This window comes from Burkholderia sp. JKS000303 (assembly GCF_002563755.1).
In the GTDB taxonomy this organism is placed as follows: domain Bacteria; phylum Pseudomonadota; class Gammaproteobacteria; order Burkholderiales; family Burkholderiaceae; genus Burkholderia; species Burkholderia anthina_B.
On the sequence record NZ_PDBZ01000001.1, the window covers coordinates 4,102,114 to 4,116,337 of the forward strand.

At 69.3% G+C, this 14,224-nt stretch carries 14 protein-coding genes; 9 read left to right on the forward strand and 5 right to left on the reverse strand.

Translation table 11 applies throughout. The annotated features are described in order from the left end of the window. Nucleotides 1-232 precede the first annotated feature (232 nt). The 3 genes from BX604_RS19320 to BX604_RS19330 form a co-directional block, all read right to left on the reverse strand. Nucleotides 233-1,303, reverse strand: coding sequence for an AI-2E family transporter (locus BX604_RS19320; protein ID WP_098552212.1), 1,071 nt, complete (start codon nt 1,301-1,303; stop codon nt 233-235). A 161-nt stretch (nt 1,304-1,464) separates the two neighbouring features. After that, nucleotides 1,465-2,574 carry an NADH:flavin oxidoreductase/NADH oxidase gene (locus tag BX604_RS19325; protein WP_098552962.1) on the reverse strand — a complete coding sequence of 370 codons (1,110 nt, stop codon included), beginning with the start codon at nt 2,572-2,574 and terminating at the stop codon, nt 1,465-1,467. A gap of 148 nt (nt 2,575-2,722) precedes the next feature. Next, nucleotides 2,723-3,409: a type 1 glutamine amidotransferase domain-containing protein gene (locus BX604_RS19330; RefSeq protein WP_098552213.1), complete on the reverse strand. Its 687-nt coding sequence runs from the start codon at nt 3,407-3,409 to the stop codon at nt 2,723-2,725. Nucleotides 3,410-3,757: 348 nt separating this feature from the next. Between BX604_RS19330 and BX604_RS19335 the strand changes: the two genes are divergently transcribed. Then, nucleotides 3,758-4,051, forward strand: coding sequence for a hypothetical protein (locus BX604_RS19335; RefSeq protein ID WP_098552214.1), 294 nt, complete (start codon nt 3,758-3,760; stop codon nt 4,049-4,051). A 116-nt stretch (nt 4,052-4,167) separates the two neighbouring features. On the opposite strand, the gene BX604_RS19340 is transcribed toward BX604_RS19335, so the two are convergent. Both BX604_RS19340 and BX604_RS19345 read right to left on the reverse strand, forming a co-directional pair. Then, on the reverse strand, nt 4,168-4,917 hold the full coding sequence (locus BX604_RS19340) for an SDR family oxidoreductase (protein ID WP_098552215.1): 750 nt from the start codon (nt 4,915-4,917) through the stop codon (nt 4,168-4,170). Between the two features lie 135 nt (nt 4,918-5,052). Further along, nucleotides 5,053-5,970, reverse strand: a complete 918-nt coding sequence (locus BX604_RS19345; protein WP_098552216.1) for a LysR family transcriptional regulator — start codon at nt 5,968-5,970, stop codon at nt 5,053-5,055. A 192-nt stretch (nt 5,971-6,162) separates the two neighbouring features. On the opposite strand from BX604_RS19345, the gene pdxR reads away from it, so the two are divergent. From pdxR to BX604_RS19385, 8 genes are all read left to right on the forward strand, one after another. Then, on the forward strand, nt 6,163-7,647 hold the full coding sequence (gene pdxR / locus BX604_RS19350) for a MocR-like pyridoxine biosynthesis transcription factor PdxR (RefSeq protein ID WP_098552217.1): 1,485 nt from the start codon (nt 6,163-6,165) through the stop codon (nt 7,645-7,647). A 94-nt stretch (nt 7,648-7,741) separates the two neighbouring features. Beyond that, a complete protein-coding gene (locus tag BX604_RS19355) occupies nt 7,742-8,179 on the forward strand; it encodes a carboxymuconolactone decarboxylase family protein (protein ID WP_098552218.1) in 438 nt (145 codons plus the stop codon). Between the two features lie 10 nt (nt 8,180-8,189). Continuing rightward, a complete protein-coding gene (locus BX604_RS19360; RefSeq protein ID WP_096498854.1) occupies nt 8,190-8,609 on the forward strand; it encodes a cupin domain-containing protein in 420 nt (139 codons plus the stop codon). 272 nt (nt 8,610-8,881) lie between these two features. Continuing rightward, on the forward strand, nt 8,882-9,580 hold the full coding sequence (locus tag BX604_RS19365; RefSeq protein WP_098552219.1) for a TetR/AcrR family transcriptional regulator: 699 nt from the start codon (nt 8,882-8,884) through the stop codon (nt 9,578-9,580). Then, nucleotides 9,577-10,539, forward strand: a complete 963-nt coding sequence (locus BX604_RS19370; RefSeq protein WP_098552220.1) for an HlyD family secretion protein — start codon at nt 9,577-9,579, stop codon at nt 10,537-10,539. The genes BX604_RS19365 and BX604_RS19370 overlap by 4 nt, the downstream gene beginning before the upstream one ends. Next, on the forward strand, nt 10,536-11,507 hold the full coding sequence (locus BX604_RS19375) for an ABC transporter ATP-binding protein (protein WP_098552221.1): 972 nt from the start codon (nt 10,536-10,538) through the stop codon (nt 11,505-11,507). The genes BX604_RS19370 and BX604_RS19375 overlap by 4 nt, the downstream gene beginning before the upstream one ends. Next, nucleotides 11,504-12,658, forward strand: coding sequence for an ABC transporter permease (locus BX604_RS19380; protein WP_098552222.1), 1,155 nt, complete (start codon nt 11,504-11,506; stop codon nt 12,656-12,658). The genes BX604_RS19375 and BX604_RS19380 overlap by 4 nt, the downstream gene beginning before the upstream one ends. Nucleotides 12,659-12,668: 10 nt before the next feature. Further along, nucleotides 12,669-14,156: an efflux transporter outer membrane subunit gene (locus tag BX604_RS19385; protein WP_098552223.1), complete on the forward strand. Its 1,488-nt coding sequence runs from the start codon at nt 12,669-12,671 to the stop codon at nt 14,154-14,156. The last annotated feature ends 68 nt before the right edge of the window (nt 14,157-14,224 follow it).

Consider the following 14,224-nt stretch of genomic DNA (forward strand, 5'->3'; position numbering starts at 1 on the left):
TGGAAGACTCTGCTGCGCCGTGCCGGCGCGATCGAAAGCCCCATGCTACTAGACCTTGGGGTTCGGATCGAAAAGAAATGTTGAGATCGGTGTCCGGCTGCGCGGATCATGCACGCCGCGCGCAAACCGGATCGCGGTGGCGCGCAGCGGTGCCGTACGGGCTTTGACCCGCCCTCGCCGATACCCCGATGCACCGTTACGCCGAGGTGGCCCGGCGCGGCGGCCGGCACCGTCATGCGACCCATTCGGCCCACAGCATCGTCAGCACCGTCATCAGCGCGGGGCCGACGAACAGCCCGATCAGGCCGAACGTCTCGGCGCCGCCGAGGATGCCGAACAGCACGAGCAGGAACGGCAGGCGCGTCGAGCTGCCGATCAGCACCGGCCGCACGAAATGTTCGGCGACGAACACGACCACGAAGCCGACCGCCAGCACCACGATCGCCCACACGGTCGCCCCCTGCACGAACAGCCACAGCGCCGCGCCGCAGAACACAACCGGCGCGCAGAACGGCAGCATCGCGGCGATGGCCGTCACGAGGCCGAGCAGCGCCGAGTGCGGGACGCCCGCCAGCGCATACGCGACGCCGAGTATGGCCCCCTCGCCCAGCCCGACGACGACCAGCCCCGTCACCGTGCCGTACACGGCCGCGACCATCCGTTCGATCAGGTCCGCCCCGCCGCGCCCGAACGCGCGCCGCGCGCCCTGCAGCAACGCGCCCGACAACTTGTGGCCGGCGCGCAGGATCACGAACAGCGTGACCAGCATGAAGCCGAATTCGAACAGCCCGTGCGCGAGCTTCGTGCCGAACTGGCGGCCGAACGCGATGAATTTCTCGCCGCTCGCGCTGTGCATCGCCGTGCCGGCATGCAGCGGATGACCGAGATTGGCCTGCCACCACTGGGTAATCTGCGCGGAGCCGTAAGGCAGCCGCCCGACCACGTCCGGCAGCGGAATGCCGTTGTCCTGGATCGAGTGCAACCACATGCGCAGGTCGTGCTCCTGCGCGAACGCCTGCCCCAGCGCGAGCGCCACCGGCAGCACGACGAGCAGCGAAACCCCGGCGGTGATCACCGTCGCGGTCAGGGTCGGCCGGTCGCGAAACCACCGGTCCGACTCGAAGCGCTTCAGCAACGGCCACAGCGCGATCGCGATCACGCAGGCCCAGGCAATGGCGGGAATGAAATCGCGGATCACCCACAGCGCGAGCACCAGCAACACCGCATACAGCACGGCGCGGGCGATCTGCTGCACGCGCGGTCGCACGGCGGCATCCTGGGAGGGCGAGACATGTGCGCGCATGGCACCTCTGTCGAAATGAAAAAATGGCGGTTCGCCCGGGCCGCAAGCCCGGTCGAAACCGCCATTCTATCCATCGTCGCCGCGATGGCATGCCGACGTCGCGCGCCACGTCGTCGAACGCGGGCCGCGAACGCCGCGCCGTCGCGCGACCGGACGCGTGCTCAGGCCACCTTGTCGGCGACGCGATAGCGCTCCAGCCAGTGCGCGTACGGCGCGGGCAGCATCCACGACGGACGCTCGACGCCGAGCTGCTTGGCCGCGTAGTACGGCCAGTGCGGATCGGCAAGATGCGCGCGGCCGACCATCACGAGGTCGAGCTGCTGCTCGGCCACGACCCGGTTGGCCAGTTGCGGCGTGTCGATGCCCCACGCGGACGACACCGGCAGGCCAGCCTCGCGGCGCACGCGTTCGGCGATCGGCGCGAGGAATGCCGGGCCCCACGGAATCTGCGCGTCCGGCGTCGAGAAGCCGACCGACACGCTCAGCATGTCCAGCCCTTCCTGCTTCATCCGCTGCGTGAGCGCGATCGACTCGGCGAGCGTCTCTTCATCGCGGCCGTCGTATTCGATCACGCCGAGGCGCGCGGTCAGCGGCAGGTGCTCCGGCCATACCTGGCGCACCGCCTTCAGCGTATCGACGAGGAAGCGGCCGCGGTTTTCGGCCGAACCGCCGTATTCGTCGTCGCGCTGGTTCGAATGCACCGAGAAGAAGCTCTGGCCGAGATAGCCGTGCGCGAAGTGCAGCTCGAGCCATTCGAAGCCGAGGTCGCGGGCACGCTTCGCCGATGCGACGAAGTCGGCCTGCACGCGCGCGATGTCGTCGTGCGTCATCGCGCGCGGCGTCTTCGGCAGATGCGCGCCGAACGGGATGGCCGACGGCGCGATGGTCGGCCAGCCGCGCGGATCGCCGTCGGCGATATGATCGTCGCCTTCCCACGGACGGTTCGCACTCGCCTTACGGCCCGCATGCGCGATCTGGATGCCGGGCACCGCGCCGGCCGCCTTGATCGCCGCGACCGACGGCGCGAACGCCTCGGCCTGCGCATCGGTCCACAGCCCGGCACAGCCCGGCGTGATGCGGCCTTCCGGCGACACGGCCGTCGCCTCCGCGATCACGAGGCCCGCGCCGCCGCGCGCGATGCCGGCCAGATGCACGTGATGCCAGTCGTTGACGACGCCGTCTTCGGCGACGTACTGGCACATCGGCGGCACCGCGATGCGGTTGCGCAGCGTGACATCCTTGAGTTTGAACGGTTCGAACAGGGCAGACATCCACCACTCCTTTGCTTGGTTCTGCGAAACGACTGGACGATCCACCGCGCGGGTGCGCGCGGCGGAACGATGCGGGCCGTCGTCGGGCCGGCTTGTGCCCGGCGACGGAAACGGCGCGGCGCCGGTCATGCCGGCGCCGGGCGAACTTTCATCGACGGCTGAGCTGCGCGAGCAGCGCCTCGGCCGCGGGCGCCGACGACGCGGGGTTCTGCCCCGTGATCAGCAGCCCGTCGGTCACGACATGCGGCGCCCAGTCGGCGCTGCGCTCGAACTGCGCGCCGTTGGTCTTCAGCATGTCCTCGACGAGGAACGGCACCACTTCCGTCAGTTCGACGGCCGCTTCCTCGCTGTTGGTGAAGCCCGTGACATGCTTGCCGCGCACGACCGACTCGCCGGTTTTCGGGTCCTTCACGTGACGCAGCACGCCCGGCGCGTGGCACACGGTCGCAACCGGCTTGCCGGCCGACAACGCGCGCTCGATCAGGCCGATCGAATGCAGATCCTCGGCGAGATCCCACAGCGGGCCGTGGCCGCCCGGATAGAACACCGCGTCGTAATCGTCGACCGACACGTCGGCCAGCTTGCGCGTGGCCGCGAGTTCGGCCCTGGCCGCCGCATCCGCATCGAAACGGCGCGTGGCGTCGGTTTGCGCGGCCGGATCGCTGCTTTTCGGGTCGAGCGGCGGCTGGCCGCCCTGCGGTGACGCGAGCGTCAGTTCGACGCCGGCATCCTTGAATGCGTAATACGGCGCGGCCAGTTCCTCGAGCCAGAAGCCGGTCTTCTTGCCGGTGTCGCCGAGCGTGTCGTGCGAGGTCAGGACAACCAGAATCTTCATGATCGGACACTCCTTCGAAATGGGGGAACGGGGCCGCGTTACGCGGCGGCCAGCATGGCGCACGCTGCGTGCCGCGAACGACGCGCGCCTGCCGGTTAGTCCGCTGGCGGACGCCAACGTGCCGGTCGCGCATCGAAAAAAATGTTGGTTGCTCGATGCTATTAGACCAGTCGTCTAGTCTTGGCGTCGAAAAAACGACACCTCTCCTGTACGAGCAGCATCGCAGCGCGATATGGCATTTTCGCGTCTGCGCCACGCTCCAGAAACGGCGTCGCATTCATGAGGCTGGATGATAGCCCCGGATTAGACCGGTCGTCTAGAGATCAGGGATTCAGCCCTGCCATCGTCATGGCTTTTGCCGACGGAGCGCATCCGGCGACGTCCATTGTTGATCGCGCCCCTTTCCGCTCCAGCGCAGCGGCGTTCGCGGGCCCGTTCAGCCGCGAACATATCGACAATCTGCCGCGCGATGACGGCCGCCTGCAGGGCTGGCTGGAAATCGTCATCTATCGCGGTTCGGTCGACGTGTTCGCGACCGGCGGCCGCGTTGCGCTGACGGGCCCGACCTTTCCGCCGCGCGATGCGGGTCGCGGCGCCGTATTCGCCGGGCAGGACCGGCGATACTCCCAGGGCCGACGGTGACGCGGCGCGATGCCGCTCCTGACGACTTGTGCATCGCGCCAGCGATACGCATTACCGGCCGAGACACTGCACCGCCCGACGTCGCGTCAGGCGGTGCGGCCCCGCCGGTTTCACGCTCAGAGCAAGCCCATCCCGCCCGAAGCGATGATTTCCGCGCCGACGATGAACGCTGACTCGGGCGCGCTCAGGTGCAGCACCGTCGACGCGATTTCGTCCGGCGTGCCGAACCGGCCGATCGGCACGAGGCCCTTGATCTTTTCCGAGGTCTCGTCGAGCGTCGCCGCATCGAACCCGAGCTTGCCGTACAACGGCGTCTGGACCGGCCCGGGGCTCACGACGTTCACCCGCACGCCGTGCGGCAGCAGTTCCGTCGACAGTGTCTTCGCGAACGAATTGACCGCCGCCTTGCTTGCCGCGTACACGGACGAACCCGGCATCCCGATGTGCGCGTTGATCGACCCGTTGATCACGATCGACGCGCCGCGGTTCAGCAGCGGGACGAGCGCCTGGATCTGGAAATACGCGCCCTTCACGTTGGTGTTGAACACGAGGTCCCACAACGCCTCGTCGCTATCCGCGAACGGCGCGAGTTTCGCGACGCCCGCATTGATGAACACGGCGTCGAGCCGCGCGCCAGACGCCGCGATCGCATCCGCCAGCGCCCGCGCCGACGCGACGCTGCCGGCTTCGTTGCGGATCGCTAGCGCGCCTGCGCCGAGCGTCTCGCGCGCGGCGGCGAGCGTCTGTTCGTCGCGACCGGTGATGACGACCCGCGCGCCTTCGGCCGCGAATGCCCGTGCGGCCGCCAGGCCGATGCCGCTGTTGCCGCCCGTGACGAGTACCGTTTTTCCTTCGAAGCGTTGCATGATGTTCTCCTGTGAACCGGTGAGTTGACCGTGAACACAGGATGCGCGCGGCGCCGGGGGTTGCCGTACGACGGGCGCGGCAGACACGTTCGAAATCTTCGAACGTGTCTGCCGGAGGGCGCCCGATCGGCGCACTCAACCCGCCACGTCGATCCCGTCGAGCAGCCGCTGCGCGAGCCGCGGTTCCCGCAGTTGCTCGAGCCACCATTGCAGCGCGCGACCGTCGCGATCGCCACGCCACGCGACATACAACACGTTCGGTTCGCGCGGATCGGCTGTTTCCTTCTCCACCAGTTCGCCGCGCGCAAGCAGCGACGCGACCCGCCGGCGCGGCACCCATCCGACGCCGAGCGCGTCGCGCTGCGCGAGGATCTTCGCGCGCATCGACGGCACCGCGAGCACCGCCTGCCCGCCGAGCAGCCCGTACGCCCGGCCGGCCGAGCGCCGCGACGAATCGGCGACGACGACCGCGCGGTGCGCGCCGATCGCATCCCGCGTGAGCCGCTCGCTCGACGCCGCAAGCGGATGGCGCGGCGATACCGCGAACACCCATTCCATCGCGCCGAGCTCGAACCACTTGAAACCCGGAATTGCCGGCGGCTCGTTGGTCGCGCCGACGACCAGATCGGCGCGACCGTCGCGCAGCGCCTCCCAGGTGCCGCCGAGGACTTCGTGCGTGAAGCGCAGCGACACGCCCGAATCGAGCGCGTCGAACGCACGCACGACCGGCAGGAGCGTATCGAACTCCAGTACCTCGTCGCTGACGATCCACAGCCGGTCCTCCCAGCCGCTCGCGACCTGCCGCACGCGCTGCGTGAGCCGCGCGACGTCCAGCGCGAGGCGCGATGCCTCGTCGGTCAGCAACTGGCCGGCCGGCGTGAGCTGCAGCCGGTAGCCGCGCCGGTCGAACAACAGCGCGTCGAAGCGCGTTTCGAGCTGCCGCGCGGCGTGCGACACCGTCGACGGCGCCTTGCCGAGCCGCGCGGCCGCCCGCGACAGGCTGCCGGTGGCGCGGATCGCATCGAGCAGCGCGAGTTCGTCTTCGGACAACATGAGCGGCACTCCGGTCGGGGGGTGTGGTGGATCGTAAGGCAGCGGCGGGCGGCGGTCCAATCGAATGGCGCTGCGCCCGGTGTGTGGCGGATCCAGGCCCGCCCTCCCGAGCGCCAGTCCGGCGCCAATCCAGCCATGAACTTCCGGTATGCTGATCGATACCAAATTTCAGCATCCGAGGTAACCACTGCGATGGACATCGCGATCCGCATCGAAGGCCGCCACGACCTGACCGGACAGATCTTCCGTCAGTTGCGCACCGCGATCGTCGACGGGCGGCTCGAAGGCGGCGCCCGCCTGCCGTCGACGCGCGACCTCGCGAAACAGCTCGGCGTTTCGCGCAAGACGACGCTCGACGCGTTCGAGCGCCTCGTCGCCGAGGGCTACCTGAACACGCGTGCCGGCGACGGCACGTTCGTCGCCGACGGCCTCGCGCGGGTGCCGCATGCGGCACCCGCGGCAACGCCGTCGCTGATCGAAGCCACGCCGCAGGTCCATGCCGTCGACGCGCGCGAACTGTGGGACGACCTGCCCGACGCGCTTGCAATGCCCACGCCGCAGGACTCGCCCGCCTTCGACTTTCGCGGCGGCGTGACCGACAAGACGCTGTTCCCGTTCGACGCATGGCGCCGCTGCCTGCATCACGCGCTGCGCCAGCAGGCGCGCGGCCCCGGCCAGTATCACGACCCGGCCGGCGATCCGCAGTTGCGCGGCGCGATCGCGCGCTACGTCGGATTCAGCCGCGCGGTCGCGTGCGGCTGGGACGACGTGCTCGTCACGCAGGGCGCGCAACAGGCACTCGACCTGATCGCGCGCGTGGTCGTGCGGCCGGGCGACGTCGTCGCGGTCGAGAATCCCGGCTATCCGCCGGCGCGCGCGGCGTTCGCGTCGCTCGGCGCGACGGTGATCGGCGTGCCGGTCGATGCGCACGGCATCGTCACGGAGCGGCTGCCCGACGACGCGCGCCTCGTCTACGTGACGCCGTCGCACCAGTTCCCGCTCGGGATGCCGATGACGCTGGAGCGGCGCGTCGCGCTGCTCGAATGGGCGCAGCGCCGCCGTGCCGTGATCATCGAGGACGACTACGACGGCGAGTTCCGCTTCGAAGGCCGTCCGGTGGAATCGCTGAAAAGCCTCGACCGCACCGGCCTCGTCGCGTACGTCGGCACATTCTCGAAGACGATCTTCCCGGAACTGCGGATCGGCTACGCGATACCGCCGCGCGCGCTGCGCGGCGCGCTGTCCAAGGCCAAGCAGATCGTCGACTGGCATACCTGCTCGCTGACGCAGGCCGCGCTCGCGCGCTTCATGCTCGAAGGCGACTTCGCCCGGCACCTGCGGCGCGTGCAGAAACACTACGACGCGCGCCGCAAGATGCTGATCGCGCACCTGCGCGGCGGACTCGCGCCGTGGTTCGACACGATCGTGCCGACCGCCGGCATTCACCTCGCCGCGCTGCTGAAACCCGGGCTCGACGAAACCGCGCTGGTCCGGGCCGCCCGCGCGCACGACATCGGCCTGTACGGGATCTCGGCGTTCCACGTCGGCGCGCCGGCCCGGGCAGGCCTGCTGTTCGGCTATGGCGGGATCGACGCGCTGCGTATCGACACGGCACTCGCGAAACTGGCCGCGCTGCTGGGTTCGGACGACACCGGCGACACGCTACTGGTTACCTGAATTTTCCGGAAATTGGACATTCAAGCGGGCCAGTGAGCGGCATACAGTAGGTCCTGTCGCGCCGCCGTGCGCATCAACCCGCCAAGGACCCGCCATGCAACCGCGCCTGAACTTCTACGCCGCCAGCCCGAACGCCATCAAGGTGATGCGCAACGCCGAGGAATTCCTCGCGAAGAGCTCGATCGAAAAGCCGCTCGCCGAACTCGTCCGGCTGCGCGCCTCGCAAATCAACGGCTGCGCGTTCTGCGTCGACATGCACACGACGGACGCGCGCAAAGGCGGCGAAACCGAGCGCCGCCTGGCGACCGTCGTCGTGTGGCGCGAAACGCCGTTCTTCACCGAGCGCGAACGTGCGGCGCTCGAATGGACCGAAGCGCTGACGCTGGTCGCCGACAACCACGTGCCCGATTCGGTCTGGGAAGCCGTGAAGCCGCATTTCAGCGACACGGAGCTGTTCGAGCTGTCGCTGCTGATCACGACGATCAACGCGTGGAACCGCTTCGCGATCGCGTTCCGCAAGATGCCCGAATAAGGAGACGACGATGATGCGCTCGACTCTCCGCCATACGTTCCTGTGCGCGTCGCTCGCGCTCGGCGCCGCGCTGCCGGCCGCCGTCCATGCGCACGACGCAGGCGACAACGTGCACGCGATCATGCGCCAGGCCGTGCCCGAAGCGCCCGGCAAGCTCGCGGTCGTCGCGACCGTCGACTATGCGCCCGGCCAGGCGTCGGAACCGCACAGGCACCTCGGCTCGGTGTTCGCCGTCGTGTCGAAAGGCGAAGTGTTGTCGCAGGTGAACGGCGGCCCGGTGCGCCGCTATCGCGCCGGCGAAGGCTGGTACGAGCCGCCCGGTTCGCGCCATCAGGTGTCGCGCAATGCGAGCGCCACCGAACCCGCGCAACTCGTCGTGTTCGGGCTGACCGGCGAACACGATCCGCTGACGTCGCCGATCGATCAGTGACGACGTTTCAGGCGCGCGTGCCGCGGCGCACGCGCGCCTGCTTCACGACCGGCTTCCCTGCCGGCTCCGTGCCGATGCCTCAACGTTTCGGCCGTCTGCCCCTCCGCCGTTTCCGCATTAACCGCTCCCTACACGCCGCCACCCGCGCACCGCCCTCCGTCGAGCCACCTCCCCGCTCGTCCGCATCGCCATTCGACACGCGCCTGATCTCGATCAACGCGGGCGAAAACCCTTCCTTGAAATTAACTAACTCATCAATTAGCGTCGATTTCATGAACGCGAAATCCACCGTCGCCAGGCCGCGCGGGCGCCGCCCGTCGGTGGAGGACTTCGACCTGCGCGACCACATGCTCGACGTTGCGATCCAGCTGTTCGCCGAGCGCGGCATCGCCGCGACCACGGTTGCGCAGATCGCCGCGGCCGCCGGCGTCACGTCGGCGATGGTTCACTACTACTTCACGAGTCGCGAGCAACTGCTCGACGCGATCGTCGAGGAGCGGCTCGCGCAGGTCATCGCGTCCGTGTGGCGACCGACCGCGCCGCAGATCGAAAACGATCCGTTCGCGCTCGTTGCCGAACTCGTCGACCGCTTCTTCGACGTCACGCATCGCATGCCGTGGCTGCCGTCGATCTGGCTGCGCGAGATCGTCCACGAAGGTGGCCTGCTGCGCGAGCGGATGGTCCGCCGCATTCCGCTCGAACATGTCGGACGTTTTGCCGAACGCATCCGCGCCGCGCAGCAGGCCGGCACACTGAACCCGTCGCTCGAACCCGCATTCCTGTTCCATTCGATCATCGCGCTCGTGATGCTGCCGCTCGCGACCGCGAAGCTGTGGCAAAGCGCGCGCGGCCTGCCGCCGATCGATCGCGACGTGCTGCATCGCCACGTCCGCGCGCTGCTCGACTCCGGCATGCAGGCGCCCGCCACAGCGCCGGATGCGCGCTCGCGTGCGCCACGGAGGCCGTCGTGAGCGCCGCCCGCGCGCTGCCGCTCGCGCTGGCCGCCACCGTGCTGCTCGCCGGTTGCGGACGTTCGGCCGACACCGGCACGACCTACCAGGGCTATGTCGAAGGCGAATTCGTGTACCTGTCGTCGTCGCAAGCGGGCACGCTGACCCAGCTGTCGGTCGAGCGCGGCCAGACCGTCGCGGCCGGTACGCCGGTGTTCGCGCTCGAAGCCGTCAGCGAAACGGCCGCGCTGCGGCAGGCGCAACATCAGCTCGAAGCCGCACGCGCGCAGCTTGCCGATCTGCAGACCGGCAAGCGTCCTCCGGAAATCGCGGTCACGCGTGCCCAGCTCGCGCAGGCCACCGCACAAGCGGCGCGGGCCGCCGCGCAACTCGCGCGCGACGAACGCCAGTACGCGGCCGGCGGCCTGTCGAAGCAGCAGCTCGACGATACGCGCACGTCCGCGCAAACCACTGCCGCGCAGATGCGCGAGCTGCAAAACCAGGTCGAAGTCGCGCGTTTGCCGGGCCGCGAGCAGCAGGTCGCCGCCCAGGCCGCGCAGGTCGACGCCGCGCAGGCGGCAGTGGCCGAAGCGCAATGGAAGCTCGACCAGAAGCGCATCGCCGCGCCTGCCGCCGGGCGCGTGTACGACACGCTGTACCGCGTCGGCGAATGGGTGCAGGCCGGCAACCCGGTCGTACAGATGCTGCCGCCGCAGAACCTGAAGGTGCGCTTCTTCGTGCCGGAGGCAGCCATTGCATCGCTCGCGCCAGGGGAGACGATCTCGGTCCATTGCGACGGCTGCCCGGCCGACTTGCCCGCGCACATCACCTACGTGTCGAGCGAGGCCGAGTACACGCCGCCCGTGATCTACAGCAACGCGAGCCGGACCAAGCTCGTGTTCATGGTCGAGGCGCGCCCCGCGCTCGCCGACGCGCCGAAGCTGCATCCGGGCCAGCCCGTCGCCGTGAGGGTGCGATGAACCTGCCGCCCGCTCCGTACGCGATCGACGTCGACCGCCTGAACAAGCGGTTTGGCGACAAGCACGTCGTGAAGGACGTATCGCTGCGCGTCGCGCGCGGCGAGATCTTCGGCTTTCTCGGACCGAACGGCAGCGGCAAGACCACGTCGATCCGGATGATGTGCGGCCTGCTCACGCCCGACTCCGGCAGCGGCACCTGCCTCGGCTACGACATCGTGCGCGACAGCGCGCAGATCAAGCGGCGCGTCGGCTACATGACGCAGCGCTTCTCGTACTGGGAAGACCTGTCGATTCGCGAGAACCTCGATTTCGTCGCGCGCGTGTACGGGATGCCCGATCGCCGCGCGGCCGTCGCGCGCGCGCTCGACGGGCTCGGCCTCGCAAGCCGTGCGGACCAGCTCACGGGCGCGCTGTCCGGCGGCTGGAAACAGCGTCTCGCGCTTGCCGCGTGCATGCTGCACGAACCGGAACTGCTGCTGCTCGACGAACCGACCGCCGGCGTCGATCCTGCCGCGCGCCGCGACTTCTGGGAAGAACTGCACCGGCTGGCCGCGCAAGGGATCTCGGTGCTCGTCAGCACGCACTACATGGACGAAGCGGAGCGCTGCCACAAGCTCGCGTACATCGCGTCCGGCGAACTGCTCGCGCAGGGCACGTCGGCCGAAATCGTCGCGTCGCAGCACCTGTCGACCCGCGCGATCACGGGCGGGCACCTGGCCGAACTGTCCGCGCAGCTGCGCACGATGCCGGGGGTCGACCAGACCGTCGTGTTCGGCGCCGCGCTGCACGTGAGCGGCCGCGATGGTGCGCTGCTCGACGCCACGCTCGCGCAGGTCGCGGCACAGGCCGGCGCGCAGACGGACGGCCGTGCATCGCTGCAGGTCGCGCCGATCGACACCGGGCTCGAAGATGTCTTCATCTACATGATGGGCCGTGCATCCGGGCCGCCCGGCGGAGCGTCGTCATGAACGCGTGGACGGGCCTGCGCGAATCGTTCTCGGTCGCGCGCTGGTGGAGCATCGTGATGAAGGAATTCCTGCAGCTGCGCCGCGATCGCGTGACGTTCGCGATGATCGTCGGCGTGCCGATCATCCAGCTCGCGCTGTTCGGCTTCGCGATCAACACCGATCCGAAGCATCTGCCGACCGCGGTGATCGTCGCCGATCCGAGCCCCTTCGCACGCAGCTTCATCGCCGCGATGCGCAATTCCGCGTATTTCGACATCGTCGCGGCGCTGCCCGACGAAGCGGCCGGCCGGCATGCGCTCGCGCGCGGCGACGTGCAGTTCGTGCTGAGCGTGCCGGCCGATTTCTCGAAACGGCTGCTGCGCGGTGAGCATCCGTCGCTGCTCGTCGAGGCGGACGCGACCGATCCCGTCGCGACCGCGTCGGCGATCGGCGCGCTGCCGGGCCTCGTGCAGCCCGTCGCGGACAAGGACCTGACGGGCCCGCTCGCGCACCTGAACGGCCGCCCGCCCGCGTTCGACGTTGTGCTGCACCGCCTGTACAACCCCGAGGGCATCACGCAGTACAACGTCGTGCCCGGCCTGATGGGCGTGATCCTGACGATGACGATGGTGATGATGACGGGCCTCGCGATCACCCGCGAACGTGAGCGCGGCACGATGGAAAACCTGCTCGCGACACCCGTACGGCCGCTCGAGGTGATGACGGGCAAGATCGTCCCGTACGTGTTCATCGGGCTGATCCAGGTGTCGATCATTCTCGCCGCCGCGCGGTACGTGTTCGACGTGCCGTTCGTCGGCGGCGTATTCGCGATCTACCTGGCCGCGCTGCTCTTCATCGCCGCGAACCTGACGGTCGGCATCACGCTGTCGTCGCTCGCGCAGAACCAGTTGCAGGCGATGCAGCTCGCGGTGTTCTACTTCCTGCCGAACATCCTGCTGTCGGGCTTCATGTTCCCGTTCGCCGGGATGCCGAAGTGGGCGCAGTTCATCGGCAACCTGCTGCCGCTCACCTACTTCAACCGCCTCGTGCGCGGCATCCTGCTGAAAGGCAACGACTGGACCGACTTGTGGCCGTCCGTGTGGCCCGTCGCGCTGTTCACCGTCGTCGTGATGGGTGTCGCGCTGCGCTTCTACAAGCGCACGCTCGATTAGGGGGCGCGCGATGAAACCGGCTTCGCGTCGCGCCTCTCTCGCTGCCCGCGGCAGCATGCTGGCCGCCGTCGCACTGCTCGCCGGATGTGCGGTCGGGCCGGATTTCCGCGCGCCGGATCCGCCGGCCACGCAGCAGTACACGCGCGATGCAGCGCCCACGACCACGGCGGCCGCCGCCGGCCCGGCCGGCGACGCGCAGACGTTCGCGCCGTCCGCACACACGCTGCAACGCTGGTGGACGGCGTTCGGCTCCGATCCGCTGGACCGCCTCGTCGATACCGCCTGGCACAACAGCCCGACGCTCGCCGAGGCCCGCGCGCGGCTCGACGAAGCGCGGCAGAACCATGCGGCCCAGGCGGGCGCGACGATGCTGCCGCGCGTCGACGCAAACCTGTCCGCCACGCGCGAGCAGGTCGACATCGCCTCGTTCGGGCTGCCCGCCAACGTGCCGAATCCCGGGCCCTTCACGCTGTATGACGCGTCGGTGAGCGTGTCGTACGCACTCGACGTGTTCGGCGGCAACCGGCGCGCGCTCGAGGCGCTGCGCGCCCAGGTCGACTATCAGGCGTATACGCTCGATGCCGCTCGCCTGACACTCGCGGGCAACGTCGTCGCGACCGCGATCCTGCGCGCGTCGCTCGCGCAGCAGGTCGCGCTCACGCGGCAGCTCGTCGACGCGCAGGCGCGGCAATTGCGCATCGTCGAAGCGCGCTTCGCGGCGGGTGGCGTGTCGCAGGCCGACGTGCATGCACAGCGTGCGTTGCTCGCGCAGACACAGGCATCGCTGCCGCCGCTCGCAGCGCGCTACGCGCAGGCCGGCCACCGCCTCGCGATCCTGCTGGGCGCGCCGCCGTCCGCCGCCGCGCTGCCCGACCTCGCGCTCGACGCACTCGTGCTGCCGCGCACGCTGCCGGTCGCGCTGCCGTCGGCACTCGCACGCGAACGGCCCGACATCCGCGCGGCGGAGGCCGTGCTGCACCAGGCGAGCGCGAACGTCGGCGTGGCCACGGCGAACCTGTATCCGCGTTTTTCGATTTCGGCAGGGGTCGGGTCGGAGCGCACGCGCATCGTGGATATCGTGAGCGGGCTCAATGTGTGGAACGTCGGCCTGGGCCTGACGCAGCCGCTCTTTCACGGCGGCGAACTGCGCGCGAAGAAACGCGCGACCGAGGCGGCGTACGACGCCGCCTTCGCGAGCTATCGGGAAACCGTGCTGCTGGCGCTTCAGCAGGTCGCCGACGCAATGCGCGCGGTCGAACACGATGCCGCCGAATTGCAGGCGAGGGACACCGCCGCGCAACAGGCAGCGGCGAGCAATGCGATTGCCGGCGACCGCTACGCGGCGGGCGGAATCAGCCTGATCGACCTGCTCGACACGCAGCGACAGGCACTGCAGACCGCGCTCGACCGGACACGCGCGCAAGCCGACCGGCTGGCCGACACGGCAGCGCTGTTCCAGGCCCTGGCGGGAAACTGGGCGGATGATTCGCACCCCTGACCGCAGGATGGCTCGAGCACGCGTCGTCGAATGCGCCTGACCGACAACCGCACTCACTCGCGCTGCGC

Bases quoted from the DNA above. Each gene is read 5' to 3' on its own strand.
- BX604_RS19320 (WP_098552212.1), bottom strand. From the start codon at position 1,303: ATGCGCGCACATGTCTCGCCCTCCCAGGATGCCGCCGTGCGACCGCGC.
- BX604_RS19325 (WP_098552962.1), bottom strand. From the start codon at position 2,574: ATGTCTGCCCTGTTCGAACCGTTCAAACTCAAGGATGTCACGCTGCGC.
- BX604_RS19330 (WP_098552213.1), bottom strand. From the start codon at position 3,409: ATGAAGATTCTGGTTGTCCTGACCTCGCACGACACGCTCGGCGACACC.
- BX604_RS19335 (WP_098552214.1), top strand. From the start codon at position 3,758: ATGGCTTTTGCCGACGGAGCGCATCCGGCGACGTCCATTGTTGATCGC.
- BX604_RS19340 (WP_098552215.1), bottom strand. From the start codon at position 4,917: ATGCAACGCTTCGAAGGAAAAACGGTACTCGTCACGGGCGGCAACAGC.
- BX604_RS19345 (WP_098552216.1), bottom strand. From the start codon at position 5,970: ATGTTGTCCGAAGACGAACTCGCGCTGCTCGATGCGATCCGCGCCACC.
- pdxR (WP_098552217.1), top strand. From the start codon at position 6,163: ATGGACATCGCGATCCGCATCGAAGGCCGCCACGACCTGACCGGACAG.
- BX604_RS19355 (WP_098552218.1), top strand. From the start codon at position 7,742: ATGCAACCGCGCCTGAACTTCTACGCCGCCAGCCCGAACGCCATCAAG.
- BX604_RS19360 (WP_096498854.1), top strand. From the start codon at position 8,190: ATGATGCGCTCGACTCTCCGCCATACGTTCCTGTGCGCGTCGCTCGCG.
- BX604_RS19365 (WP_098552219.1), top strand. From the start codon at position 8,882: ATGAACGCGAAATCCACCGTCGCCAGGCCGCGCGGGCGCCGCCCGTCG.
- BX604_RS19375 (WP_098552221.1), top strand. From the start codon at position 10,536: ATGAACCTGCCGCCCGCTCCGTACGCGATCGACGTCGACCGCCTGAAC.
- BX604_RS19380 (WP_098552222.1), top strand. From the start codon at position 11,504: ATGAACGCGTGGACGGGCCTGCGCGAATCGTTCTCGGTCGCGCGCTGG.
- BX604_RS19385 (WP_098552223.1), top strand. From the start codon at position 12,669: ATGAAACCGGCTTCGCGTCGCGCCTCTCTCGCTGCCCGCGGCAGCATG.